This window comes from Zoogloea ramigera (assembly GCF_006539865.1).
GTDB lineage: Bacteria > Pseudomonadota > Gammaproteobacteria > Burkholderiales > Rhodocyclaceae > Zoogloea > Zoogloea ramigera.
Map to the genome: position 1 here is coordinate 1 of NZ_BJNV01000064.1, position 26,915 is coordinate 26,915.

Below are 26,915 nucleotides of genomic sequence, written 5' to 3' on the forward strand. Positions count from 1 at the left end.
GCCTGCCAAGGGGGGGGCAGGGGGTCTGGTTTTGGGAGCGACGTGCAGGGCGATGAACGGGCGGCTTGTAGATACTGCTTCAGCCGCACGCGGAGGCAAACAAAGGATCTACCCTGGTTTGGCCGGCTGCGGGCGGGCAAGCTCGCCCCAGGGGGCGCCTAGAACATCAGCTTGCAGTCCCGCCCGATGATGCTGATGTCCACGAACTCCGAGCCGGTGTGCCTGGTGGGGCTGAACTCGACGGCGTAGCCGCCGAGGTCGAGGCGCTTAAGGGCGTCGAGGGCGGGGACGAGTTTCTGGCGCGGGGCGGCGGTACCGGCGCGGCGGAGGCCCTCGAGGAGCACCTGGGTGGTGACGTAGGCTTCGAGCTGCAGGATGTTGGGACGCATGTCCTTCTCGCCGTGCTTCTTGATGTCTTCCTGGAAGCGCCGGACGATGGGGATGGCGGTGTTGGAGACGTTGGGCATCACCTGCGCCATGATCACGCCGCGGGCGCTGTCCTTGCCGGCGATGGCGCACAGCACGTCGGCGTTGCCGTAGGAGGGCATTGCGAGGGGCGCGCTCAGGCCCTTGGCGCGATAGACCTTGAGAAAATCCCCGGCGAGCTTGGCCGGCGAGACCATGAACACGATGTCGGGGCTGTTGCGGGCGAGGGCGTCGACGATCTCGGGCAGCCGGGCCGGGTCGGCCATGGGCAGCGCGACGCGGGCGACGAGGTTCTGGCCCTGCTTCTTGAGCATGCCCTCGATGGCGGCCAGGCCGGCGGTGCCGAAGGGGATGTCGGCGTAGGCCACGGCGATCCGCTTGACGCCGATGGTTTGGGCGTATTCGACCAGCTTGCGGTATTGGCTCAGGTCGCCGGCGCGGATGTGATAGACGTAGGGGTTGAGGGCCGCGCGGAAGGGCTCGGCGGCGGGGATCAGGCCGACGATGGGCAGCTTGAGGGTCTCGGGCAGGCCCTCCTTGAGGATCTGGCCCATGGCCGGCGAGCCGACCGGCAGCAGCGTGGCGACGGTGTTTTCGGCGGCCAGCTGGCGGAAGATCGCCACGGCCTGTTCGGGTTTGTACTCGTCGTTGGCGGTCTTGAGGACGACCTGCTGGCCGTTGATGCCGCCAGCGGCGTTGGCCGCCTTGATCGCCAGGCGGATGCCGGCGTTGTATTCGGCGGCCTCGATGGAGGCCGGGCCGGTGAAGGGCGCCATGTGGGCCACGACGAGGTCGGCCGCGCCGGCCAGCGCCGACCACGCGACAAGGCCGACGCCGGCCAGCAGGCGGTTGATCTGCGTTTGCCTGTTCGGGCGCTGTGCATTCGTCATCCTGAAGCTCCTGATAAAACCCTGGGGTGAAAACGGACGCCAGCCCGTGCGTGATGGGCGGCGGCGCAGGTTAACATAAATTGACGATTGGGTATCGGCTGGCGCTGCACGAAACGGGGCGTGGGCCGCGGTGGCGGATTCGCAGCCGCGGCGCTTGAATTCCGGCGCGGCCCCCTCATCTAGGCTTCAGACCGAATCCGGAGGCCTTATGCGCTACGACAAATTCACCACCAAGTTTCAGCAAGCCCTCTCCGACGCCCAGAGCCTGGCCGTCGGCAACGACCAACAATTCATCGAGCCGCAGCACCTGCTGCTGGCCCTGCTCAATCAGGACGACGGCAGCACCACGTCGCTGCTGCAGCGGGCCGGCGTGAATGGCGCCGGGCTGAAGGCCGCCCTCGGCAAGGCCCTCGAGCGCCTGCCCAAGGTGCAGGGCCACGGCGGCGAGGTGTCGATCGGGCGTGACCTGGGCAACCTGCTCAACCTCACCGACAAGGCCGCCCAGCAGCGCGGCGACGAGTTCATCGCCAGCGAGATGTTTCTGCTGGCGCTGGCCGACGACAAGGGCGAGACCGGCCGCCTGCTTAAAGAACACGGCCTCACCAGAAAGGCGCTGGAGCAGGCCATCGACGCCGTGCGCGGCGGCCAGAACGTGGGCAGCGCCGACGCCGAGAGCCAGCGCGAGGCGCTCAAGAAGTTTTGCGTGGATCTCACCGAGCGGGCCCGCCAGGGCAAGCTCGACCCGGTGATCGGCCGCGACGACGAGATCCGCCGGGCGATCCAGATCCTGCAGCGCCGCACCAAGAACAACCCGGTGCTGATCGGCGAGCCGGGCGTGGGCAAGACGGCCATCGTCGAGGGCCTGGCCCAGCGCATCATCAACCACGAGGTGCCCGAGACCCTGAAGGGCAAGCGGGTGCTGGTGCTCGACATGGCGGGCCTGTTGGCCGGCGCCAAATACCGCGGCGAGTTCGAGGAGCGCCTGAAGGCGGTGCTGGGCGACATCGCCAAGGATGAGGGCAAGATCATCCTGTTCATCGACGAGATCCACACCATGGTGGGCGCCGGCAAGGCCGAGGGCGCCATTGACGCCGGCAACATGCTCAAGCCCGCGCTGGCCCGCGGCGAGCTGCACTGCATCGGCGCCACCACGCTGGACGAATACCGCAAGTACATCGAGAAGGATGCCGCGCTGGAGCGCCGCTTCCAGAAGGTGCTGGTGGATGAGCCGAGCGTGGAATCCACCGTGGCGATCCTGCGTGGCCTCAAGGAGCGCTACGAGCTGCACCACGGCGTCGAGATCACCGACCCGGCTATCGTCGCCGCGGCCGAGCTGTCGAACCGCTACATCACCGACCGCTTCCTGCCCGACAAGGCGATCGACCTGATCGACGAGGCGGCGGCGCGGATCAAGATGGAGATCGACTCCAAGCCCGAGGTGATGGACAAGCTGGAGCGCCGCAAGATCCAGCTCGAGATCGAGCAGCTGGCGGTGCAGAAGGAGAAGGACGAGGCCTCCCAGAAGCGCTTGGCGCTGATCGAGGAGGAGATCGCGCGGATCAAGAAGGAATACTCCGACCTCGACGAGATCTGGAAGGCCGAGAAATCCGCGGTGCAGGGGTCGGCCCACATCAAGGAAGAGATCGACCGCCTGAAGGCCGAGATCGTCAAGCTGCAGCGCGAGGGCAAGCTCGAGAAGGTGGCCGAGTTGCAGTACGGCCAGCTGCCCCAGCTCGAGGCCCAGCTCAAGAAGGCCGAGGCGGGCGGCGAGACCAAGCCGGCCAACAAGCTGCTGCGTACCCAGGTGGGCGCCGAGGAGATCGCCGAGGTGGTGAGCCGCGCCACCGGCATTCCGGTGTCGAAGATGATGCAGGGCGAGCGCGACAAGCTGCTCAAGATGGAAGACAAGCTGCACCAGCGGGTGGTGGGGCAGGACGAGGCCGTGCGCCTGGTGGCCGACGCGATCCGCCGCTCCCGCGCGGGCTTGTCGGACGAGAACCGGCCGTATGGCTCGTTCTTGTTCCTCGGCCCGACGGGCGTCGGCAAGACCGAGCTGTGCAAGACCCTGGCCGAGTTTTTGTTCGACAGCGAGGAGCACCTGATCCGCATCGACATGAGCGAGTTCATGGAGAAGCACTCGGTGGCCCGCCTGATTGGCGCGCCGCCGGGCTACGTGGGCTACGAGGAGGGCGGCTACCTCACCGAGCAGGTGCGCCGGAAGCCCTATAGCGTGATCCTCTTCGACGAGGTCGAGAAGGCCCACCCGGATGTCTTCAACGTGCTGCTGCAGGTGCTCGACGACGGCCGCATGACCGACGGCCAGGGCCGCACCGTCGACTTCAAGAACACCGTGATCGTGATGACCAGCAACCTGGGCAGCCAGATGATCCAGCAGATGTCGGGCGACGATTACCAGATCATCAAGCTGGCGGTGATGGGCGAGGTGAAGACCTACTTCCGGCCGGAGTTCATCAACCGGATCGACGAGGTGGTGGTCTTCCACGCGCTCGACGAGAAGCACATCGCGTCGATCGCCCGCATCCAGCTGGCCTACCTCGAGAAGCGCCTGGCCAGGCTCGAGATGCACCTCGACGTGAGCGACGCGGCGCTGGCCCAGCTGGCGGGGGCCGGCTTCGACCCGGTGTTCGGCGCCCGGCCGCTCAAGCGGGCGATCCAGGAGCACATCGAGAACCCGCTCGCCAAGCGCATCCTGGAAGGGCAGTTTGCCGCCAAGGACACCGTGCGGGTGGATGTGGAGGGCGGGAAGATCGCCTTCGCGAAGGCCTGACGCGCCCGCCGGGCGGCCGCCTGCGGGCGGCGCCCGGGGCCGGGCGTGGTGTGCAAAAAAAGAGGGCTGCCGGTCGGGCAGCCCTCTTTGCATTGAGCCGGCCCGATGCGCCTCGGCGTGGAGCACCGCCTGCCGGCCCGGCGGTGCGGCAGGCGGCGGGTCAGGGTCAGGGCTCCGAAAACGTCAGGTTCAAGCCATCGACGATCGGGCCCGCGAGGTAGGAGAAAAGGGTGCGATGGCCGGTCAGGATCGCTACCGAAACGGGCACGCCAGGAATCAGCGGATAGCGCGTGCCACGATGCGTGAACGCCATTTCGGTTGGGGCGATACGGACACGGTAGTGGGGTATCTTCTGGTCGTCGAGCATTGAATCCGGGCTGATGAGCACCACCTTTCCGTTGATTGGCTGGAATCCTCGCGCCACGGAGGATACGAGCTGGATGCGCGCCTCCTGACCGACCCGCACGACGCCGATGTCTCCCACGGGCAGGCGGGCCTCCACCAGCAGCGGCTCATTGGCGGGCACCAGCGTCATCAGTGTTCCGCCGGGTTGAACCACGCCGCCTTCGGTCACGACTTGCAGGGTCATCACCACGCCGTCGATCGGCGAGCGGACTGTCAGGCGCCCCTGCGAATCAGTGAATTTCTGCCTGCGCTCGGTGAGCTCGGCGATCTGGCGTCGGGTCTCTGCGAGGTCTTTCTGGAACTGCTCGCTGTCCCCCGAGTCGAGCGAGCGCAGGGAGGCGTCCTCCTGCTTCTGGGCTGCCGCCACCCGGCGCAGGGAGGCGTCGATTTCCTTGAGCGTGCCCCGGGCCAGTTCTTCTTCTTTCAGCAGGTTGAGGTGCTCGTAGCGGTTGGCCAGGCCCTCTGCGAGGAGCTTCTGGCTGATTTCGATCTGCTGGCGCAGCAGGCGCAGCTTGCCCTCGGTGTGGGCGCGCCGGGCCTGCAGTTCGGCTTGCTCGGCGCTGCGCTGGCTGATCTTCTGGGACTGGGCTTCGTAGCTGCTGCCGACCCGGGATTTCTGGGCCAGCAGCAGGGCTCGGGCGGTTTCCACCTGATCCGGAAAGCGCTTTGCGAGATCGGCGGGAACCTTGAAGTCCGACTTGCGGTTGAGCTGGGCTTCGAGGCGCAGGGCCTTGATCTGCAGGGCGCCGAGCTGGGCGTCGAGCTCCCGCATGTCCGATTCGGCAGCGGTGCGCTCGACCTCCACTAGGGGCTCGCCGGCCTTGACCGCTTGTCCCTCGCGCACCAGGATGCGGCGCACGATACCGCCTTCGAGGTGTTGGACCAGTTTGGTCTGCCCGGCAGTGGTGACCTCGCCGGTGGAGTGGCTGGCGATGTCGAGGGTGAACAGCAGCGACCACAGCAGCAGGGCGCCCAGCAGCAGGGCCAGCAGGCGGATGGTCAGGCGGCTGCCGAGGAGGGCGTCGGTGGGCTGGCCGTCTTCCTCGCGGGGAGGCAGGACCAGCCGCGTCAGGCGGGACAGCAGCGGATGGGTCTCGAAGGCGCCGAGGACGCGCTCGACCAAGCGACCGAGGCGGGTGGCGGTGGGCGTCGGGGGCTCGGTGAGGTGGGTGGAGTCAGTCATGGGTGTTACCTCCGGCGGCTACCGCGGGCGCTGCCGGTGCGTGGACAATGCGGGGCTGGGGCTTCTGATTGAGGTCTATCACCGCCTGGGCCGCCGAGATGATGAAAGCCTCGTTGCTCATCACCACCAGGCTGTGCCCTGACTTGACCAGCCGGTTGAGGACGCCGGCGATGGCCTTGCAGCCGTCGGCATCGACGCCTTCGGTGGGGTCGTCGAGCACCACCACCCGGCCCTTGCCCAGCAGTGCCCGGGCCAGGGCGAGGCGGCGGCGGATGCCGAGGGGAATGCTGTTGCCGCCGTTGCGCAGGACCAGGCTGAGGCCGTCGGCGCTGCCTTCGACAAAGGGGCCGACGCCCAGCTCGCGGCACAGGGCGAGGACTTCGTCGTCCGGGGTGTCGGGGGCCATCACCGTGAGGTTTTCGCGCAGGGTGCCATCAAAAAACAGGGGCTCCTGCGGCAGGTAGGCCACCTGACGGCGCCACCAGCCGGGGTCGGCCTGGCGCAGGTCCATGTTGTCGGCCAGCAGGCGGCCGCGGGTCGGCTCCAGCAGACCCACCAGTAGGCGGGCCAGGGTGGTCTTGCCGGTGCCGTTGGCGCCGATCACGGCCAGCACGCCGCTGGCGGGCAGCGCGAAGTCGAAGTGCTCGAAGATTGGGGTGGGCTGCTTGGGGTAGGCAAAGGCGGCATCCTCGAAACGCAGGCTGCCGCCATATTGGCCCAGGGTCATGCCGTCGCTGCGCTCTTGGGGGATGGCGTTGAGCTGGCGGATCAGCTCCAGGGCGCGCTGGCCGCGGCCGATGGCCTCGCCCAGGCCCAGCGCCCGGGTGAGGGCGGCGAGCGCCCGGCCGGCCAGGATGTTGGCGCCGATCAGGCTGCCCACGTCGAGCTGCCCGGCCAGCACTTCCCGGGCGCCCATGGCCATCATCAGCATGCCCAGCAGCACGCCGCCGGCGTAGCTGGCATTCTGGATGGTGTTCTGCAGGCTGCCGAGGGTGGCGCGCAGGCCGGTGAGTTCGGTGGTGCATTGGTTCCAGCGCTCGCGCAGGGCGCCGGCGGCCTGGAACGCCCGCACCAGCTCGGTGCCTGAGGTGAGGGTCTGCTGGTGGCCGGCGAGCTGGATGGCGCTGCGGCTCTGGGCTTCCATGGGCTCCCGCAGGCGGCGCTGGGCGAGCAGGGAAACCAGCACGACGCCGCCCATCACGAGGATGGCGGTAAGGGCCAGGATGGGGTTGAGCAGGGCCAGCACGAGCAGGAAGACGAGAGCGAAGGGGGCGTCGAGCAGGGTGATCAGGTTGCTGGCGCCAAAGCTCTGCTGGGTGGTGGCGAGGCCGGACAGGATCTCCCGGCGGGCGGCCACCGGCAGCTGCTCGAGCAGGGCGTACTGGCCGCGCACGCTGCTGTCGAAGACGGCCTCTCCCAGCGCTGCGTCGGCCCGGGCGCACAGCCACTGGGCAATGCGCAGCCGCGCCGAGCGCAGGGCCAGCTCGAAGACCACGGCAATGAGGGCGCCGACGGTGAGGGTCAGCAGGGTGCTGTCGATGCCCAGGGCCAGATAGCGGTTGAGGACCTGGATGCTGTAGAGGGAGCCGGCCAGACCGAGCAGGTTGATCAGCAGGGAGGACAGGAAGAGCTCCATGCGGAGCCGGGGGTGAAGGGCGAGGCGTCGCCAGAATTCGTTCATCGGTTCACGGGGGTGGTTTCATGGGGCACCGCCCCGGCTCCCCTTCGGGAGGCCGGGGCAGGGTGCCGTCGGGCTCAGACCGGATGCGCTGCGATGACGTCGGTGGGCAGGGTTTCGGCCTGGGGCTGGTTGGCCAGCTCCACCAGGGCGACCAGCCCGCTGCCGTCGGTGCCGGCGCTGGTGTCGGCATCATAGTACAGGCGGGTGACGTCGCCGTTGGAGATCAGGAAGAAGGCCGAGCCGGTGTGGTTGCCTCCGGTGATGGCCGCCTCCAGCTCGTCGAGCTGGCCGCTGCTGCCGGTGCCAAACTGGAAGCTGCCCGCCGCAAAGCCGACCCGATACACGCTGGCGTCAGTTTGGTTGGCCAGGGCCTGCAGTGTGGTCAGGGCATCGGTGTCGAAGGATTGGGACACCGAGCTGAGGGTGTTCAGCCCGCCGAAGTTGCCGGCGTCGAAGCTCAGGTGGTCGGTGCCCGCGGCGAAGTCGCTGATCACGTCCATGCCGTCGCCCGGGAGCTCGAAGTGGAAGCGGTCGGCACCGGCACCCCCGTTGAGGGTGTCTGCGCCGCTGCCGCCGATCAGCACGTCATCGCCGTCGCCGCCCTGGAGGTGGTCGGCGCCGGCGTAGCCGAACAGCGTGTCGTTGCCGCCCAGGCCCTGCAGGTTGTCCTCGCCGGAGGTGCCGGAGAGGGTGTCGTTGCCGCCGCCGGCCAGGTCGTTGTTGGTGATCTGGGCCACCGCGGAGGCCAGGGCCACCGGGCTGCTGGCGCTGGAGGTGACCATGGCGAGCAGGGATTCGTTGCCCTCCACCAGGGTGTCGCCGGCGACGTTGATGCTGAAGCTGGCGCTGCTCTGGCCTGCGTTGAAGGTGACGCTGCCGGTGGGGAAGACCCCGCCGGCGAAGTCGCTGGCATCCACGCTGTGCAGCGCGCCGCCGAGGATCTTCCAGTAGAAGGTATCGGTGGTGCTGGTGTCGCCGCGGGTGAGCTGGAAGGTGGCGATGGTGCTGCCCGAGTCGCCCTCGACGATGCTGGCCGGGGCGGTGAGCTGCAGGCCCTGGTCGTCGTCGCGGATGGTGCCGGCGAGCACGGTGATGCCGCCGGTGATGGCCGGGTGGCTGAAGGTGACGTTGAAGGCTTCGTCGCCCTCACGCACGGCGTCGCCCTTGACCTGCAGGGTGAACAGGCTCTCGCTGACGCCTGCCGCCAGGTTGATGGTGCCGGTGAGCGGGGTCAGGAAGTCGTCGGCATTGACCGCACCGGCAACGCTGTAGCTGACCGTGACGGCTTCGCTGTCAGGGCCGGCGCGCAGCACGCGGAAGGTGAAGGGAGTGGTGGCGCCGGCGGCACCTTCGCCTCTATCCACGTCCAGGGCCAGCACGGTGACGGCCATGTCGTCGCCGATGATGGTGGCGGCGGCGCTGGACTGCAGCGGGTTGACGGTGACCCCGCCGCCAGGGCTGGAGAGTTGCACCGAGAACTGCTCGTCGGATTCGCCCAAGGTGTCGGCGGCGACCTGGACGATGAGCTCCTTGGTGGTCTCGCCGGCCGCAAAGTGCAGGGTGCCGCCGGGCAGCGTTCCGCCCACGAAGTCGGCGGCGTTGGCGGGGGCCGAGCCGCTGCCGGCCACCTGCCAGTCGATGTCGGCCGCCAGCTCGTCGGCCCCGGCGCGGGTGACGGTGAAGCGGTAGGCGGTGCCGCCGCCGCTGTTGCCCTCGGCAAGGCTCGTGTCGATGGCGGTGACGCTGACCTGGTTGTCGTCGTTGAGGACGACCCCCGCGGCCTGGTCGTTGATCAGATCGATGCCGACGGCGTCGGTGAGCACGAGCCGGAAGCTCTGGTCGGGGCCCAGCACGTTGTCGCCGGAGACCGGGATGATGATGTCGTGGATGGTCTGGCCTGACGTCAGGGTGACCCTGCCGCTGGGGAGCGAGTTGCCGACGAAGTCACTGGCGGTGACCGGGTAGCTGCCCACGCCTTCCACGTGCCAGTTCACCGTGACGCCGTCGGTGTTGCTGCCCAGCCGCTCGATCCGGTAGGTGAAGTTGGTGACGCCCGTGTCGCCTTCGTACTTCTCGCTGCCGCCGATGGCGGTGAGGGTCAGCCCGGTGTCGTCATTGCCGATGAGGGTGCTGGCCGTACCTGCGAGGATGGTGGCACCCACCGCGTCGTTGAGGACCACCGAGAAGCCTTCGGCGGTCTCACCGGTGTCGTCACCGGCTACGGTGATGGTGATGGTCTTGGTGGTTTCGCCGATGCCGAAGGCGACCGCACCGCTCTGGAAGACCCCACCGAAGTCCTGGGTGTTGGCCGGATTGGCGCCGCTGGGGATCACCTCCCACAGCACGCTGGACGTCACCGAGGTGTCGCCGCTGCGGGTGACGGTGAAGGTGAAGGGGGTCTCCTCGCCGGTGTCACCTTCCGGGGTGGAGGCGGCGTCGGCGGCTATCAGCAGCACGGCGTCGTCATTGATGACGGTGCCGGTGGCGATTGTGGCGGCTGCGGTGGAGCCGTAGCTGGGGTTGCTCAGGGAGACGCTGAAGGTTTCGTCGTATTCGCCGAGGGTGTCGGCGTTTACATAAACGGTGAATTTCTGGCTAGTCTCGCCGTCGGCAAACGTGACGGTGCCGGTCTGGGCGACGAACTCGCCATTGCCTACCGGGCGCAGGCCGGAGCCAGCGGCGTTCCAGTCGACGCTGGCGGTGCCGGTGGAGGTGCCGCTGCGGTCGATGCGGAAGGTGAAGGCGGTGGTGCCGCTGTTGCCTTCCGGATGGCTGGCGGAGACGGCGGAGACGGTGAGGGTGTCGTCGTCGTCGACGATGGTGCCGATCACGTTGTTGCTGGTGATGTCGGCGTGGGCGCTCTGCCCGGAGAGCTGGACGGTGAAGTCCTGGTTGCCTTCGTCCAGCCCGTCGCCGGCCACGTCGACCAGGATGGTCTGGGTGGTTTCACCCGTGGCGAAGCTGACGCTGCCTGACGGCAGCACGCCGCCCGCGAAGTCGGCCGCCACGGCGCTGCCGGCCACCACGCTCCAGTTGACAGAGGTACTTACCGACAGGTCGCCGCTGCGGGTGACGGTGAAGCTGAGCTGGCCGGGGTTGCCGGTGTCGCCTTCGACCGCGCTGCCGACGGCGGCCGACAGGGCCAGATCGACGTCGTCGTTGCGGATGGTGCCAGCGGCGGTGGCGGCGCCGGCATCCACGGTGCTGCCGGTGCCGGGGGTGTGGAGCTCGACGCTGAAGCCTTCGTCCGATTCCACGTTGCGGTCACCCACCATGGCGATGTCGAGCACCGCGCTGCTCTGACCATCGACAAAATTGATGGTGCCCGAGGTGGCGACGAAGTCGCCGGCCACGGTGTCGCCGTGGACGATGCGCCAGCCCACGCTGGAGCTGCCGGCGGTGCTGCCGGTGCGGGTGACGGTGAAGCTGAGGGTGCCGGAGGCGCCGGAGCCTTCGGCGCCGTCGGCGGCCAGGGGGGCAATCGACATCACGTCGTCGTTATTGACGAGGGTGGCATCGGCGCTCTGGCTGGTGAAGCTGTGGGTGAGGCTGTCGGCGGGCGCGGTGAGGGTGACGGTGAAGCCTTCGTCGTGCTCCAGCAGGCTGTCGCCGACGACCTGGACGACGATGTCCTGGGACATCACGCCCTGGGCGAAGCTGAGGGTGCCGTTGGGGAGAAAGCCACCCAGGAAGTCGGCGGCATCGGCCGCATGGGTGCCGGAGCCGGTCACGCTCCAGTCGAGGGTGGTGTCGGCCGTGCCGCCCGTGCGGGTTACGCGGAAGACGAAGTCGTGGCTGGCGCCGTCGCCTTCGACCGCCGGGATGCTGACGCCGGTGACGGTCCAGTCCACATCGTCGCTGGTGATGGTGCCGGTGGCGCTGCCGGTGATGATGTCGGCGCCGGTGGAGGCGTTGGACAGGTCGATGGTGAAGGTTTCGTTGCTTTCCACTTCCACGTCGCCCTGCACGGTGACGGTGATGGTCTTGCTCAGCTGGCCGCTGGCGAAGGACAGGCTGCCGCTGGGCAGCACGCCTCCCAGGAAGTCGGCGGCATCGGTGGTGCCGGCGGTGGCGGCCCAGTCGACTGTGGCCGCCAGATCCAGGTTGCCGCTGCGGGTGACGGTGAAGGTGAGGTCGGTGGTGGTGCTGTCGGGGCCCTCGACGCGGGTTGCGGTGGTGCCGCTGATACGCAGGGAGGCTTCGTCGTCGGTGATGGTGGCGTCGGCCGTGCTGTGGGTGAACACCACGCCGTCGGGACCGGTGAGGCTTAGACGGAAGCTCTCGTTGGCTTCACCGGCGTAGTCGCCCTTGACCGGAACCTGGATGGTCTTGCTGGTTTCGCCCGTGGCAAAGGTGATGCTGCCGCTGGTGGCGTCGAAGTCGCTCGCGCTGGTGGGGTCGGCGTTGATGCCGGCGACGCTCCAGTCGAGGGTCTGGGAGGCGCTCAGGTTGCCGCTGCGGGTGACCACGAAGTCGAAGTAGGTGGTGTCGCCGGTGTTGCCTTCCAGGGCGGTGGCTGGTGCGCTGACGTCGAACACCACGTCGTCGGCCTGGATGGTGCCGTCGGCGGTGGCGGTGGTGATGCTGACGCCGCTGGACGGATCGGACAGGGTGACGGTGAAGCCTTCGTCCGGTTCGCCGGCCAGATCGCCGCTCACCAGCACGGTGAGGGTGACGCTGGCCTGACCGGCCGGCAGGGTCAGGGTGCCGGAGGGCAGGGTGCCGCCGAAGTCGGCGCCGTCGGCCAGGTTGAGGCCGGTGCCGGTGATGGCGTAATCGACCGTCTCGGCTTCACCCAGGTAGCCGCTGCGGGTGATGGTGAAGGTGTAGGCGGTGGTGCCGCTGTTGCCTTCGGCCTTGGCCGCCGACAGGGCGCTGATGGCGATGGTGGCGTCGTCGTTGAGGATGTCGATGACGGCAGTGGCGGTCTGGATCTGGCCGCCGCTGGCGTTGGAGAGGGTGACGGTGACGCTCTCGTCGCTTTCCACGGCGAGGTCGCCGACCACCTGGATGGTGATGGTCTTGGTGGATTCGCCGTCGGCGAAGCTGACCGTGCCGCTGGGCAGGCCGGCGTTGCTGCCGAGGGCGTCACCGGTGGAAAAGTCGGCGGCGTTGGCGCTGGCCGAGCTGAGCTTCCAGTCCACGCTGCCGGCGCCGCTGGTGTCGCCGCCGCGGGTGACGGTGAAGGTGAGGCTGGTGCTGCCGCTGTGGCCTTCCTGGATCGTGGCCTGGGTGGCGGCGATGTGGAACACGGCGTCGTCGTTCTCGATGGTGCCGGTGGCCGTGGCGGTGCTGATGCTGTCGCCGGTGGTGCCGGCGCCCAGGGCGATCTGGACGGTGTAGGTTTCGTCGGTCTCGGGGGTGGCGTCGCTGGTGGGCGTGATGGTGATGGTCTTGCTCGTCTCGCCCGGGGCGAAGGTGACCGAGCCGGAGGGCAGGCTGCCACCGAAGTCGGCCGCATCGGCGCTGCCCGCCGAGACTGTCCAGCTGATGGTCTGGTCCTGGTTCGTGCTGTGGGTGCGGGTGACGGTGAAGGTCTGGCTGCTGCTCTCGGCCGAGCTGGCGGCGGCCCCCGTGATTGCGAAGGCCGAGTCGTCGTTGCCGATGGTGGCGGCGGCAGACACGTCGATGGCGTCATCCACGCCCGTCAGGTTGCTGAGCTGGAGGGTGAAGGTCTCGTTGGCTTCAGGGCTGGTGTCGCCGACCACGGTGACGCTGATGGTCTTGCTGCTCTCGCCGGCGGCAAAGCTCACGGTGCCGGTGGTGGCGCCGCTGAAGTCGCTGGCATTGGTCGTGCCGTTGACCAGGTTCCAGTTCATCGTCGAGGCGCCGGACAGATCGCCGGAGCGGGTGACGGTGAAAGTGAGCGTCTGGTTGGCGTCGGTCTCGGCGATGCTGGCGTCGGCGATGCTGATGCCAGTGTCGTCGGCCACGATGGTGAGCGTGCCGCTGGAGATGTTCTGGGCATTGGTGATGTTGGGTGACGGGCCGGTGAGCACGTCCTGGTAGATCTCCACGCGGAAGGTTTCGTTGTTTTCCGCCGTGATGTCGCCGCGCACCAGTACGCTGATGTTGCCGGTCAGCACGCCGTCGGCCAGGCTGAGCGTGCCCGACGGCAGGCCGCCGTTGGTGCCGAGCGAATCGGTGGTGGTGAAGTCGGTGGCGTTGGCCGGGTTGGCGCCTTCGGCCACCACCCGCCAGTAAACCGTGGCGGGGCCGCTGTAGCCGGTACCGCCCCGGGTGACGGTGAGCGAGTAGGTCTGGTTGGCGCCGGTGTCGGACTCGGCCAGGCTGGTGCTGGCCGGGGTGAGGGTGTAGGTGCTGTCGTCGTCGCGGACGGTGCCGGCGATGTTGAGGGTGGTGGCGGGGGCGGTGTAGCTGTTGTTCGCGTCGAGCCAGTAGCTCTGGAAGCGGACGGCGGCCCCGGCGGTATCCGCGGGCGACGACAGCTGCAGGGTGAAGGTTTCGTTGGACTCGACCGTGGTGTCGTCCCCGAGGATGTCGGCCAGCGAGATGCTGTAGGTGTACTCGCCGTAGGCCGTCGGGCGTGCGGCCAGCGTGACGCTGCCGGTGGTGGTCTGGAAGTCTCCGGCCGTGGTGCTGCCGTGGCTGATCGTGTAGTTCACGACCACGTCGCTATCGAGGCGCCCGCCGCGCGTGACATTGAACGTCAGCGGGTTGCCCTCGTAGGCGGTGGTCGTTACATTGTTGTTGTAACCGCCGTCACCGGCGTTCGTGTCCCAACCGTTGACCCACAGGCGGATGTCGTCGTTCTTCAGTGTGGTGGTGACGCTGGCCAGGGCGTTGTCGATGTCGGCCGGGCCGTAGCTGTCGGTGTAGAGCGGCCAGTGTTCGGCGTCGTCCGGGTCGAGCACGTTGAAGGTGAGCGTCCGGTCATTCTCGACGTAGCGGTCGCCAGTGAAGGTGACGACCACCGTCTTGGTCGTCTCGCCTGCCGCGAAGCTGACGAGGCCGTAGGTCTGGTTCTCGTAGGGCTCGGATACACCGCTGGCGTTGCCGCCATAGGTCTTGATCTCGGCACTGCCCGCCGCGCTGTTCCAGTTGATGGCGCTGCCGGTGAGGCGCCAGCCGACGGTCGTCGGGTAGTCAAGGCTGCCATCCCGTCCGCCCTGATCACTGCGGGTGATGGTGAAGGTGACGGTGTTGCCGTTGGCTGCGTCGTCGGCACCGGTGCCTTCCCAGGTGGCGGCGCTGCTTACCGACACGCTGATCAGCGGATCGGATTCGTTGTCGTAGACGCGCGCGGTGTCGGTATAGCCGGTGGCGGCGGTCTCCTGGTCGTGATTGGGCTCGCTGGCATCCACATTGCTTGCATTGGAGAGCGTGATGGGCAGCTCTTCTCGCCAGGTCTCGGTCCAGCTGTCGTCGGTCGTCACCACTACGATGGTCTTGGTGGTCTCGCCATCGACGAAGGTCAGGGTGCCCGACCAGGCGCCGGCGTTGAGCGTGGCGGTGCCGTTGGAAGGCGTGACGCTGTCGATGTCGGACGGATCGAGCTTGTACCACGTGCCGGTGCTGGTATTGGCTTCGTTGGTGGTTTCCGAGCCGGGCAGTGCCAGCGACCAGTCGACGGTGTCGGTGCCGCGTGTATCGCCGGTGCGTGTGATGGTGTAGGTGAGCGTGCCACCTTCGGTGACGTCATTGACCGAGGCATCGAAGCGGGTGTCGTCGTTGATGACGACGCCGCGGTTGTACTGGAGGTAGCTTGATGTGTCGTAAGTGTGGATCGACGAACCGGCGCTCGGGTTTTCGAGATAGACGCTGAAATGCTCGTCGTACTCACCGGTGTTGTCCGGCCGGGTGTAGAACTTGACGTAGGCCCACGCCTGCCCGTCGGCAAAGTTCACGGTGCCCGAAGGGAAGGCGCTGGCGGTGGTGATGGCGGTGATGTTGCCGTTGCCGTCGCGGGTGACGTCGAGAAAGTCGTCGGCGCTGATACCGCTGTAGTTCGCGACGCGCCAGCCCACGCTGGCCGCGCCCGAGGTGGCGACCTGGCGCTGCACGGCGAAGATGTGCTCGACGTAGCCGTAATCGGTGCCGCCGATGTTGACGACGGTGGCGCCCGTGCCGCCATCGGCCGGTGAGTCGCCCTCGGCGCGGTTGTAGAGCGTGTCGCCCGGGTTGAGGGTCTGCACGCTGGTGCTGGCGACTTCGCGGTCGCTCAGGTAGAACACCGCCTCGTCGCGTTCGATGGAGGTGAGCAGGTAGTTTTTGTCGCTGGCCAGACCATTGGTCACGCTGCTCACGGGGGTATTGTCGTCGTAGTAGCGCCAGCTGGTGTCAAATTGACGGAGCAGCGTCGTGCCCGTCGCGCGGCCAGGGTCGTCATAGACAACATTGACCTCGTCGTAACCGCTGGTGGCGGTAACGTTGATGGAGAACCACTCGTCGTCCTCCGGCGTGTCATCGCCATTCACGGTCACGGTGAATGTCTTGCTGGTCTCACCGGCTGCGAAGTTGATCGTCCCTGAAGCAAAGCCACCCTGGAGATCGGAGCTGTTGGCGACGTTGTTTTCCAGACGGCTCTGCGTGTGGTCATAGACGTAAGTGTTGTAGCCCAGCGCGGTCTGGCTGCTGGCTGTCCATGTGAAACTGCTCGCGCCGCTGGTGTTGCCGGTGCGCGTCATGGTGTACGTATAGGTGGTCGTGTTGCCGGCCGTCGCTTCGGCCTTGCTGTAGTCATCCGCGGACAGGGTCAGCAGAGTGTCGTTTTCGGTGATCGTGCTGGCGTAGGTGCTGGTTGCCCCCAGCGAGCTGCCGGCGTTCGTGCCGGAGAGCGCGATGCTGAAGTTCTCGTTGCCTTCCACGCTGCCGACGCCGGTGTCGCCGTAGGTGTAGACGGTGATGGTCTGGGTGGCCTGGCCCGAGTTGAAGGTGAGCGTGCCGCTGGGCGTGAGGTTTGACGCGACGCCGTTGGTAAAGTCCGCCGAGTTCGTGGTGCCGTGCACCACGTTCCAGTTCACGGTGGTCACCTGGTCCAGGTTGCCGCTGCGGGTGACGGTGTAGGTGAAGGCGGCGCCGGTGCCGTGGCCGGCATCGCCTTCGGTCACGCTGGCGGTGCCGGCGGTGATGTTGAGCTCGGCGTCGTCGTTGCGCACCGTGCCATCGGCGCTGGCGGTAAGGATCTCGGTGCCGGACGAAGGGGTGGAGAGCACGACGCGCAAGGTGTCGTTGCTCTCCAGGGTGTTGTCGGTGGCGATGTTGACGGTGAGGGTCTTGCTGGTCTCGCCGGCGGCAAAGCTCACCGTGCCGCTGGGCAGGCCGTTGTTGTCTCCGAGCAGGTCCGGGGAGCCGACGCTGCCGAAGTCTGCCGCATTGACGCCCACGCCCTGGGCGACCCGCCATTCGGCGGTGCTGGCCTGGTTTGTGTCGCCGCTGCGGGTGATGGTGAAGGTGAAGGCGAGCGGTTCGATGTTGGGAATGCTGACATCGGCGCCCGGTGTGGTCTGGTCCGTCACCCGCAGGGTATACACCCCGTTGTACGAGGAATGCGCTCCAGCCGCGACAAAGTAGGTCCCGCTGGTCGCAGGGGTGAAAGACGTTTGTGCCGTGTATTGCGGAGCGCCTGTTCCCCAGTTGGCGTTATAGCCAAGGCTGGTTCCGGCGGCGTTGTAGATCGCCTTGATTTCAGGAGGGAGCAGGGTGTTGCCGCCGCCGCTGCCGGAGCCTTCGAGCCTGATCTGATAGGTGTGGCCCGCCGTGAGGTTGAGGCGGAACCAGTCGACGTCACCGTTGATTTCCAGCGTTGCCTGAGCTGTGCCGTTGCTCTCGACGGAAAAGAGCGACGTGTTGTTGGCCGGTATTTCGCCCGACGGAATGATGGCGTTGCCCTCGTTCTTGTCCGCCAGCAGCGTGGTGATGGCGAGGCCCGCGTCGTCGTTGGTCATCACCGTCGAGGCGCTCGCCGTGACGATGTTGCTGTTGGCCGGCGCGCCGGAGAGGGTGACGGTCATCGTCTCGTCGGATTCGACGGTGGAGTCGCCCTTGATGTTGACCACAATGCTGGCGCTGCTCTGGCCGTCGGCGAAGCTGACGGTGCCGGTCGCAGCCTGGCCGTTGGCGAGGTCGGTGGCGGTGTCGAAGCCGTTGGTGCCGGTGATGGTCCAGGTCAGGTCGCGGGCGCCGTCGAGGGAGCCGCTGCGGGTCACGGTGTAGGTGACGCTGCCGTCGGTGTTGCCTTCGGCGCGGGTGGCGGTAGCGGTACCGATGCTGAAGTCGTCATCGTCGGTGAGCAGGGTGGTGCTCTGGCTGCCGTCGCCCGGCTGGATGGAGCCGTTCACCGGGGTGCCGAGCACCACCTGCAGGGTCTCGTCGCTCTCGACGGTCAGGTCGCCCTGGACGTTGAGGGTGATGTTCTTGCTGGTCTCGCCGGCGGCAAAGTTGACGGTGCCGCTGGGCAGGCCGCTGTTGGTGCCGAGGGCGTCCTGGTTGCCGACGAAGTCGGCGGTGGTGAGGCCGGCGGAGGCGCCGAGGGCCCAGGTGACGCTGCCGGCGCCGCTGGTGTCGCCATTGCGGGTGACGGTGAACACTACCGAGGTGGTGCCGCTGGTGCCTTCGGCGGTGTTGCCCGGGGCGCTGAGCACGAAGTTGGTGTCATCGTTGTTGATGACGGTGGTGGCGGTGGACGTGCCGAGGGTGGCGCCGGCGGATGGGTTGCCGAGGGTGAGGGTGAAGGTTTCGTCGTTGGCCTCGGCGAGGGTGTCGCCATTGACGTCGAAGGTGACGGCCAGCTCGCTGACACCCACGCCGAACGTCAGGGTGCCTACGGGCAGCACGCCGCCGGCCACGTCGCCGGTGTTGGCGCCGTTGCTGCCGGTGACGGTGTAATCCACCGTGGCGGCCACGCTGAGGTCACCCGTGCGGGTGACGGTGTAGGCCACCTGGGTGGTGCCACTGCTGCCTTCGGCGATGGCGGCGTTGGCGGCGCTGACCGCAAAGCGCTGGTCGTCGTTGGCGATGCGCCCGGTGGCGGTGGCGTCCTGGATGTTCTGCGGGGTGGCGCCGGTGAGCTGGGCGTTGCTGATCGTGACGGTGAAGCTCTCGTCCGGCTCCACCTCGGTGTCGCCTGCTACCGTGATGCTGAGGGTCTGGCTGGCCTGGTCGGCGGCGAAGCTCAGCGTGCCGCCCGGCAGGCTGCCGCCCAGGTCGGCCGCGTCGGCTGGGTCGCTGCCGCTGCCGGTGACGGCCCACTCGACGGTTGCGGCTTCGCTGATCGAGCCGGCGCGGGTGACACGATAGGTGTAGGTGACCGTGCCGCTGTTGCCTTCGGCGTGGTCGGCAGACAGCGCGACGATGGAGAAGCCGGTGTCGTCGTTGGTGATGGTGCTGCTGGCGGTGGTGCCGGTGAGGGCGGTGTTGGCGCCGGCCGGCTGCAGCACGATGTTGAAAGACTCGTCGACTTCCACCTGGTCATCGGTCTTGACCTGCACGGTGACAGTGGCGGAGCTGGCGCCTGCGGCAAAGCTGACGGTGCCCGAGGGCAGGCCGCCATTGTTGCCCAGCAGGTCCTGGCCGGCGATGAAGTCGGCGATGGAGGCCGATCCGGCGCCACCCGGCAGTTGCAGCAGCCAGTCGATGTCCTGGGCCAGGGACAGGTCGCCACCCCGGGTGACGGTGAAGGTGAAGGCGGTGGAGGCGCCGTCGCCGGTGTTGCGTTCGGCCTGGCTGGCGGTGTCGGCGCTGATGCCGAAGGTCGAGTCGTCGTTGGTGACGTCGGTGCTGGCGGTGGCGGTGGTGATGTAGGTCCGGTCGTGAGCCGGGTTGCCGGCGGGGTTGGTGAGCGTGATGAGGAGGGTTTCGTTGCTCTCGTTCAGATCATCGCCGGTCTGGGTGAGGCTGATGAGCTTGACGGTTTCGTTGGCGGCGAAGCTGAGGCTGCCCGACAGGGGGGTGCCGACGCCGAAGTCGTCGGCGTCCATGCCGCTGGCGGCCCAGTCGATGCTCACGGGCGAGGCGGTGTCGCCGCTGCGGGTGACGGTGAATTGGAGCACGCGGGACTGGCCAGTGCTGCCTTCCAGCACGCTGGGTGTGCCGGCGCTGATGCTGATGCCGATGTCGTCGGCCACGACGCTGCCGGTGGCGCTGGGGGTGACGATCTCGGTGTTGCCGTCGGCGCCCGACAGGGTGATGGTGAAGCCTTCGGTGCTCTCGACGGTGCTGTCGCCGCTGCTGTAGACGGTGATGGTCTGGGTCAGGGCGCCAGGGGCGAAGCTGAGGCTGCCGGAGGGCAGGGTGCCGCCGAAGTCGGCTGCGTCAATGGGCTGGCCGCCGCTGCCGGTGAGGGCCCAGTCGACGGTGGTGGTGCCGGTGGTGACGCCGGTACGGGTGACGGTGAAGGTGTGGGCCTGGGTGCCGCTGTCGCCTTCGACGAGGGCGGTGGTGGTGGCGCTGATCGCGAGGCCGGTATCGTCGTTGACGAGGGTGCCCGTGGCGCTGCCGGTGCCGATGGTGGAGCCGGTCGCCGGGGCCGACAGGGTGACGCTGAAGGTCTCGCTGGCCTCGTCGGCATAGTCGCCGGCGACGTCGATGGTGATGGTCTTGCTTGCTTCGCCGGCGGCGAAATCCAGGATGCCGCCCGGGAGCGCGCCGCCGACGAAGTCCGCTGCGTTCGCCGGTGATCCACCGCTGCCCGCGACCGTCCATGTGACCTGGCCGGTCCGGGTGAGGTCGCCGGTCCGGGTGACCAGATAGCTCAGGGTCGTGGTGGCGCCGTTGGCACCTTCCGGGGCACTGCCGACCTGCGCGGCGATGTTCAGCACGTGGTCGTCGTTCGTGATCGTGCCGGTGGTTGATGCGTTGGTGACGGTGGCGCCGGCGCCCGGCGCACCGAGCGTGACGACGAAGCCCTCGTCGCTCTCGAGCTGCGAGTCGGTGGTGATGTCGAGCACGATGTCCTTGCTCGTCTCGCCGGCCGCGAAGCTGAGGGTGCCGACCGGCAGCACGCCGCCGACGAAATCGGCGCCATTCGCCGAGGCGCCGGTGGCCGCGCCGCTGACGCTGTAGCTGATGCTGTCGCTCCCCGCGGTGTCGCCGCTGCGCACCACCGTGAAGTGGATTTGTGTGGTGCCGCCGCTGCCCTCGGTGACGGAGCCGCCGGGTTGCAGGGCGAGCACCACGTCGTCGTTGCGGACCAGGCCGGCGGATTCGCCGATGGAGATCTCGGAACCAGCGGAGGGGTTGGACAGACGGACGGTGAAGCCTTCATCGGCCTCGACCCCGTGGTCGGGGGTGAGGGGCAGGTTCACCACCATGCTGTTGACGCCGCGTCCGAAGGACAGGGTGCCGGAGAACACGGTGCCGGGCAGGAAGTCGTTGCTGTCCACGCCGTCGATGGCGGCAAACTCGAGGGCCCAGTCCACGCTGGCGGCAACCGTCAGATCGCCGCTGCGGGTGACGGTGAAGCTGGCCTGGCGGGTGGCGTTGCTGTCGCCTTCGTTGGTGGTGAGTGCGGTGCCGTCGAGCACGAAGCCGGAGTCGTCGTTGAGGACGATGCCGATAGCGCTGCCCTGGAGAACCATGGCGCCCGGCGTGCTGCTGGTGATGGAGACGGTGAAGTCTTCTCGGGTTTCCAGGTGGCTGTCTGGCGTGGGCGTGATGGCGATGACGATCTCGCTCTGGCCCGGCGCGAAGGTGACGCTGCCGGAGGGCAGGCTGCCGCCGAAGTCGGCGGCGTTCATCGGATTGGCGCCGCTACCGCTGATCTGCCATTCGACGGTGGCGCTGCCGGACAGGTCACCCACGCGGGTAATCGCGAAGAGCTGCGGCTGATTGACGACCGAGCCTTCCTTGCGGACGGCATCGCGGGCGACGATGGAGAGCGCCTGGTCGTCCGGGGCGATCACGGCGAGGGCGGTGCCCACGTCGATCTGGGTGTTGGCGTTGAGCGGATCGAGGGTGAGGGCGAAGGTCTCGAAGCCCTCCAGGGTGCTGTCGCCGGAGATGTCTACGTAGACGAGCTTGCTGAATTCGCCGGCGGCGAAGCTGACCGTGCCGGTAAGGGCCTGGCCCAGGGCGAAGTCGTCGGGGGTGGTGGGGGATTCGCCGTAGCCGGAAATGCTGTAGCCGATGGCGCCCGCCTGACTCAGATCGCCGCTGCGGGTGACATTGAAGGCCTGACGCCCGCCGGTGCCGTTGCCCTCGAGGGTGGACGGGGTGACGGCGGCGACATTGAACAGGGTCTCGTCGTTGTAGATGTTGCCGTACGCTTCGCCGTTGATGACCTGCATGCCGGAGGGCGGATTGACCAGCACGATGCCGAAGGTCTCGTCGTATTCTTGAAGGGCGTCGCCCTTGACGAGAACGGTGACCGTCCGGGAGATCTCGTTGGCGCCAAAATGGATGCTGCCGCTGGGCAGGCCGTCGTTGCCGCCCAGGGCGTCCTGACCGCTGACGAAGTCGTTGGCGTCGGCGGCGCGGACACCTACCCGCACGAAACGCCAGGAGATGTCGGCTTCCTGGCCGAAGGTCTCGGAGCGGGTGACGTGGAAGCTCAGGGCCACCTGGCTGCCGTTGGCGCCTTCGACGACGCTGAGGGTGTCGCCGATCAGGCTGAAGCCCACGTCGTCGTTGATGACGTTGGTGGACGCCACGGCGTCGCCCAGGCGCAGGTTGCCCTGGGGGTTGGACAGGGTGGCGGTGAGCACAGCGTCGGGTTCCACGATGCGGTCACCGGCAAAGGCCACGGTGATGACGCGGCTGGTCTCGCCCACGGTGAAGTGGATGGTGCCGGCCGGCAGGGTGCCGCCGAAGTCGGCTGCAGGGAGGCCGCTGACCGCCCAGTCCACCGACGAGGTGGCGCTGCCGTCGGCGCGGCTGACGGTGAAGCTGACCTGGGTCTGGGTGCCGGTGTCGCCTTCGAGCACCTGTACCGCGTTAGCAGAGATGGACACCAGGCTGTCGTCGTCCATCACCACGGTGCTGGCGGTGGTGGTGCCGAGGTTCAGGTTGGGGCCGGGGTTGCTGAGGGTGACGGTGAGCGTCTCGTCGGGCTCGATGCTGCGGTCGCCGACGATGGGAACGCTGATGGTCTTGCTCAGCTCGCCGACGGCGAAGTTGACGGTGCCGCTGGGCAGGGGGCCGCCCGCGTCGGCTGCGTCGAGGCCGCTGGCGGCCCAGTCTACGGTGCTGGCAGCGAGGCCGTTGTCGCGGGTGAGGGTGAAGTTGAGGGTCTGGGTGCTGCCTTCGTCGCCTTCGGCCACGTCCGCTGCGACGGCGGCGATGCTCACGGTGGCGTCGTCGTTGAGCACGGTGGTGCTGGCGCTGCCGACCCCGATACCAAGGCTCTGGCCTGGATTGGACAGAGTGACGGTGAGGCTTCTGTCCACGTCGATGACGTGGTCGCCGGTGAAGCTGACGGTGATGGTCTTGCTGGTTTCGCCGACCCCGAAGCTGACCGTGCCGCTCGGCAGGGTGCCGCCAAAGGCCGCTGCGTCGAGGCCGCTGACGGACCAGTCCACGGTGCTGGCGTTGAGGTCGATGTCGCGCACCACGTTGAAGGTGAGGCTGCGGGTGTCGGCTTCGCCGCCTTCCACGATGGACGCGGTGACGGCGCTGATGTTGGCCGTGGCGTCGTCATTGAGGATGGTGGTGGCGGCGCTGGCGGTGGCCAGGGACAGATTGGGGCCCGGGTTGGAGAGGGTGACCGTGAGGAGCTCGTTCGGTTCGGGCGTGCCGTCCCCGGTCAGGTTCAGTGTGATGGTCTTGGTCGTCTCGCCGACGGCGAAGTCCATGGTGCCCGAGGGCAGGATGCCACCGAAGTCGGTGGCATCGACGCCGGATACCGTCCAGTCGACGCTGCTGGCAGCCCCGGCTTGGGTTCGGGTGACGGTGAAGGTGAGGGGCCGGGTGTCACCGGTGAAACCTTCGACGACGCTGGCCTGATCTGCGCTGATGCTGACGGTGCCGTCGTCGTTGAGGACTTCGGTGAAGGCGGATGCCGGGGGGATGTCGTTGCCACCCAGGGTCACGGTAACCGTCTCGTCGGCTTCGATCAGACGGTCGCCGGCCAGGGGAAGGGTGATGGTCTTGCTGGTTTCGCCGGTCGAGAAGTCGAGAGTGCCGGCGGGCAGTACGCCGCCCACAAAGTCTGTGGCATCAAGGCCGGACGCGCTCCAGCTCACTTGGTCGGGGCCCAGGGCGTTGCTGCGGGTGACCGTGTAGGTGAGGAAGCGGGTGCCGCCTTGGTCCCCTTCGTAGACGCGCGCCTGGTCGGCGGTGATGCTGAAGGTGCCATCGTCGTTGACGACCGTGGTGCTGGCCCGGTCGGTGCCAACGTTGAGGTTGGCGCCCGGGTTGCTGAGGATCACGCTGAGGGTTTCGTCGGCCTCGATGGTCCGATCGCCACTGAGGGTGATCTCGATGAGCCGGGTAGTTTCGCCATCGGCGAATTGCAGGGTGCCGGAGGGAAGGGTGCCGCCCAGATCGGCCGCGTCCATGCCGTCAAGGGACCAGTCGACCGAAGTGGCGCCCACGCTGGCGCTGCGGACCACGGTGAAGCTCAGGACCTTGCTGGTGCCGGAGTGCCCCTCGAGAACGATATCCTGGGCCGCGCTGATGCTTACCGTGCCATCGTCATCCACGACCTGGGTGCTGGCGATGGGCTGATCGATCACCAGGCCCTGGCTGGGGGACTGGAGCTGGAGGGTGAGCTCGCGACCGGACTCGATGTCACGGTTACCAGCGAGGGGAATGCTGATCCGTGCCTCGGTCTGACCGGCTCCGAAGGTGACGGTGCCGGTGAGCGCGCCATCGGCCAACTGGGCGGCATCGATGCCGCTGAGCGTCCATTGGGCTGACGCCGGGGTGAAGGGGTTGTCACGAGTGACCACGAACACCAGCACGCCGGCGCTGCCGGCATCGCCTTCGATGACCTGGGCCTGGGCAGCGCTGACGCTGGCGTGGCTTTCGGGGAGGGTGGTGGGGGCTGCGGCTTCGTTGCTGCCGGGGCTCGTGGGCGTCGCGGCGGGCGCGCCGCCTATGCCGGAAAACAGGCTGCCGCCGATGGAGCCGCCGTCGCCGACGCTGAAGTTGGCAAACACGCCCAGTCCGCCGCCCGTGACGCCACCGGTCCCCTGGTTGGCGAGGCCGCTGCCGGTGCCGGAGCTGCTGCCTCCCAGCACCCCCGGGTTCATCCCGTCGAGAGTGAGGACGGATAACTCGGTCGGCGTGCCTGGCCGCGGCAAGCCGTTGCCCGTGGCGTCTCCGGTGAGCTGGGTCCGTTCCGGGGGGGGAGGGGTTGACTGGGTGTTGCTGCCCTCGCCGGTGAGGCCGGTGATCTCCGGGCGGTAGGTGCTGTCGAGCGGAGGGGGAGGGGCGAACTGACTGCCCCGCGGGCTGCTGCCCTGTCCGGGATCGAACGGACTGCCCTGAGCACTGAAGCCGTCTCCTGGATTGCTGCCGGTAATGCGCGCGCCATCACCACCCTGCAGTAACGAAGGCTGATAGTCACCCAGTAAGTTGCGGGCGATCTCCAGGGGGTTGGAGAGGCCGCTGGAATTCCGGCTTTCGGTGGAGAGCAGGATCTGCTGGGACATGTCCCTGGCCACGGTCGGGCTCAGGCCTCCCTTGATGAGGGCCGCCTCGGCGCGGGCAATGGCCTGTTCGAGCGAGGCAACACCTTGTTGTGGCCGCCCGGCAAGAAAGTCCGTGACGATCTGGATGGCGCGGGCGAGGGTGTCGATCTGGATGTTGGTCTGTTCAGCCATTTCCTGTTACTCCTGAGACAGCATCACGCCCGCTGACGAGGGCCTGGTCTGCGGGCGTGAATGTGGCGGTCTGGAAAATCCGGGGTGTTCTTCGTGGCTTGCCCGAGCCGGGGATTGGGCAAGCCTGGGCGAATGTGCTCGGCTCAGTTGACGGAAGACATCTTGAAAGCGCCGTCGGTGGTGAAGGGCAGGAGCTTCTCGGCCGGGATCACCACGCCCGGGGCACGCACAACCTCTGGCTTGAGCCCACCCATCGCGCGGAGCAGCCGGTAGGCGGCAATCACCTCGTCCACCCGGGCCGCTGCGGCATCGCTCTGGGCGTTGATGAGGGCGACCTCTCCGTTCAGCAGGTCGAGGAGGGAGCGGCGACCAAGTTCGCGTTCCTTGCGCGCCAGATCCAGGAAGTTTCCCGAGATCTGAGCCTGATTGATCAGGTAGTTGGTGCGCTCCCGGGCCGTCTGCCAGCCGACCCATGCGTTGCGTCCTTCTTCAAGGGCCTGGATGCGAACGTAAGCAGCCTTCTCGCGGGCCGAGATCACGGACTGATCCGCCGCCTCGGTGACTCGGGCGGCCTTCATGCCCAGATCGAATGCCCAGTCGAAGCGGACCATAGCCTTGGTGTCGTCGCGGTCGCCCTTGATGCCGTCGTAGTCCTTGTAGTGGATTTGGTTGAGCTGCAGGGCGAGGCGCGGCATCAGCTCCCGGGCGCGCTGCACGTCGCGTTCGGCCAGGGTCACTTCAGCACGTCCGTCGGCGGCGACCACGTCGGGGTTCTGTTCATTGATGATTTCGGTGATCTCTGCTTCAGAGCGCGGCAGGAGGGATTCGGGAATGTTCACTGCCTGGAGGCTGCTGATGTCGACGGGTGCCTCACCGAACACGGCACGGAAACGGTTGCTAGCCTCTCTCATGCGGCTCTCGGCGATCACGCGGCGGGCCTCTGCACCGGCGAGCTGAGCCTTGGCCTGCAGGACATCGGTGGCGTAGCCCCGGCCTGCTTCCATGCGGGCGCTTTCCAGGGAGGTCTGACGCTTGATGTTGGATTCGGATTGCTGCGCATAGCGCAGGCTGCGATCGGCGCGAATCACCTGCAACTGGGCTTCGATAGCGGCGAGAACCAGGTTTTGGCGCTGCAGGTCGCGCTCCTTGCCTTCCTTGCTGAGAACGGTCTCGGCAGCCTCGACGCGCCGGTTGGTCTGACCGAAGTCGGTGATGAGCTGGTTGAGACCGACGTTCACATCGGACGGATCGAAGTTGCCCTTGGTGCCGATGTCCCGGTTTATGTGCTGTTTGCCGATGCCGGCGCCGACGGTCAGCTTGGGGAAGTAGGCGGTCCTTTCGACCGCTACCTGTGCACCGGCGGTCGCCACGTCGGCATCTACCATTTTCATCAGGCGGTGCTCCTTGAGCACCTGGTCGAGCTTGTCGGCAAAGTTGTCGGCTGCGAAGGCGCCGGCGCAGACAGCTGTGCCGCCGATTGCCAGCGCAATGTTGATGAGCAGCCTGTTGGTACGAAGAATGATGCGAGCCTTGCCGATAGCCATGATGTCTCCCAAATGTATTTATCTTGTTGCGAGTCTGGAAATGTCGAAGCCCAGAGACGGTAAAAGGGTTGAGTCGAGTTTTTTGTTCTGTCGGGAACGTTGGTGCCGATCGGGTTTTTCCGATGAGCCTTGGATCGTGGCGGCCAACGGATCTACCGTTTCATGCGTATCGTCGTAAATCTCTTCGGGTTTACGGAGCTTCCGGGCGTGGCTTTAGCCAAACGGTGATTTAAATTCAGCCAAGTAGACTGATATGCAAACGAGGGGGCTTAACA

The 26,915-nt window shown here is 67.4% G+C and carries 6 protein-coding genes; 1 reads left to right on the forward strand and 5 read right to left on the reverse strand.

The features are described from left to right. Positions 1 to 158: 158 nt before the first annotated feature. A complete protein-coding gene (locus ZRA01_RS16070; RefSeq protein WP_141354056.1) occupies positions 159 to 1,316 on the reverse strand; it encodes an ABC transporter substrate-binding protein in 1,158 nt (385 codons plus the stop codon). A 208-nt stretch (positions 1,317 to 1,524) separates the two neighbouring features. On the opposite strand from ZRA01_RS16070, the gene clpB reads away from it, so the two are divergent. Beyond that, the gene (gene clpB, locus ZRA01_RS16075) at positions 1,525 to 4,104 is read left to right on the forward strand and encodes an ATP-dependent chaperone ClpB (protein ID WP_141354058.1); all 2,580 of its coding nucleotides are present in this window, start codon (positions 1,525 to 1,527) and stop codon (positions 4,102 to 4,104) included. A 166-nt stretch (positions 4,105 to 4,270) separates the two neighbouring features. Here clpB and ZRA01_RS16080 read toward each other — a convergent pair whose 3' ends face one another. From ZRA01_RS16080 to ZRA01_RS16095, 4 genes are all read right to left on the reverse strand, one after another. Further along, a complete protein-coding gene (locus ZRA01_RS16080; RefSeq protein WP_141354060.1) occupies positions 4,271 to 5,692 on the reverse strand; it encodes an HlyD family type I secretion periplasmic adaptor subunit in 1,422 nt (473 codons plus the stop codon). Further along, complete coding sequence (locus ZRA01_RS16085) at positions 5,685 to 7,373, reverse strand: ATP-binding cassette domain-containing protein (protein WP_141354062.1); 1,689 nt, start codon at positions 7,371 to 7,373, stop codon at positions 5,685 to 5,687. Before ZRA01_RS16085 ends, ZRA01_RS16080 begins: the two co-directional genes overlap by 8 nt. Positions 7,374 to 7,447: 74 nt before the next feature. Further along, positions 7,448 to 25,096, reverse strand: a complete 17,649-nt coding sequence (locus ZRA01_RS21290; RefSeq protein WP_174851630.1) for a Calx-beta domain-containing protein — start codon at positions 25,094 to 25,096, stop codon at positions 7,448 to 7,450. A 143-nt stretch (positions 25,097 to 25,239) separates the two neighbouring features. Beyond that, positions 25,240 to 26,640 carry a TolC family protein gene (locus ZRA01_RS16095; RefSeq protein ID WP_141354065.1) on the reverse strand — a complete coding sequence of 467 codons (1,401 nt, stop codon included), beginning with the start codon at positions 26,638 to 26,640 and terminating at the stop codon, positions 25,240 to 25,242. Positions 26,641 to 26,915 lie beyond the last annotated feature (275 nt).

Bases quoted from the DNA above. Each gene is read 5' to 3' on its own strand.
- ZRA01_RS16070 (WP_141354056.1), bottom strand. From the start codon at position 1,316: ATGACGAATGCACAGCGCCCGAACAGGCAAACGCAGATCAACCGCCTG.
- clpB (WP_141354058.1), top strand. From the start codon at position 1,525: ATGCGCTACGACAAATTCACCACCAAGTTTCAGCAAGCCCTCTCCGAC.
- ZRA01_RS16080 (WP_141354060.1), bottom strand. From the start codon at position 5,692: ATGACTGACTCCACCCACCTCACCGAGCCCCCGACGCCCACCGCCACC.
- ZRA01_RS16085 (WP_141354062.1), bottom strand. From the start codon at position 7,373: ATGAACGAATTCTGGCGACGCCTCGCCCTTCACCCCCGGCTCCGCATG.
- ZRA01_RS21290 (WP_174851630.1), bottom strand. From the start codon at position 25,096: ATGGCTGAACAGACCAACATCCAGATCGACACCCTCGCCCGCGCCATC.
- ZRA01_RS16095 (WP_141354065.1), bottom strand. From the start codon at position 26,640: ATGGCTATCGGCAAGGCTCGCATCATTCTTCGTACCAACAGGCTGCTC.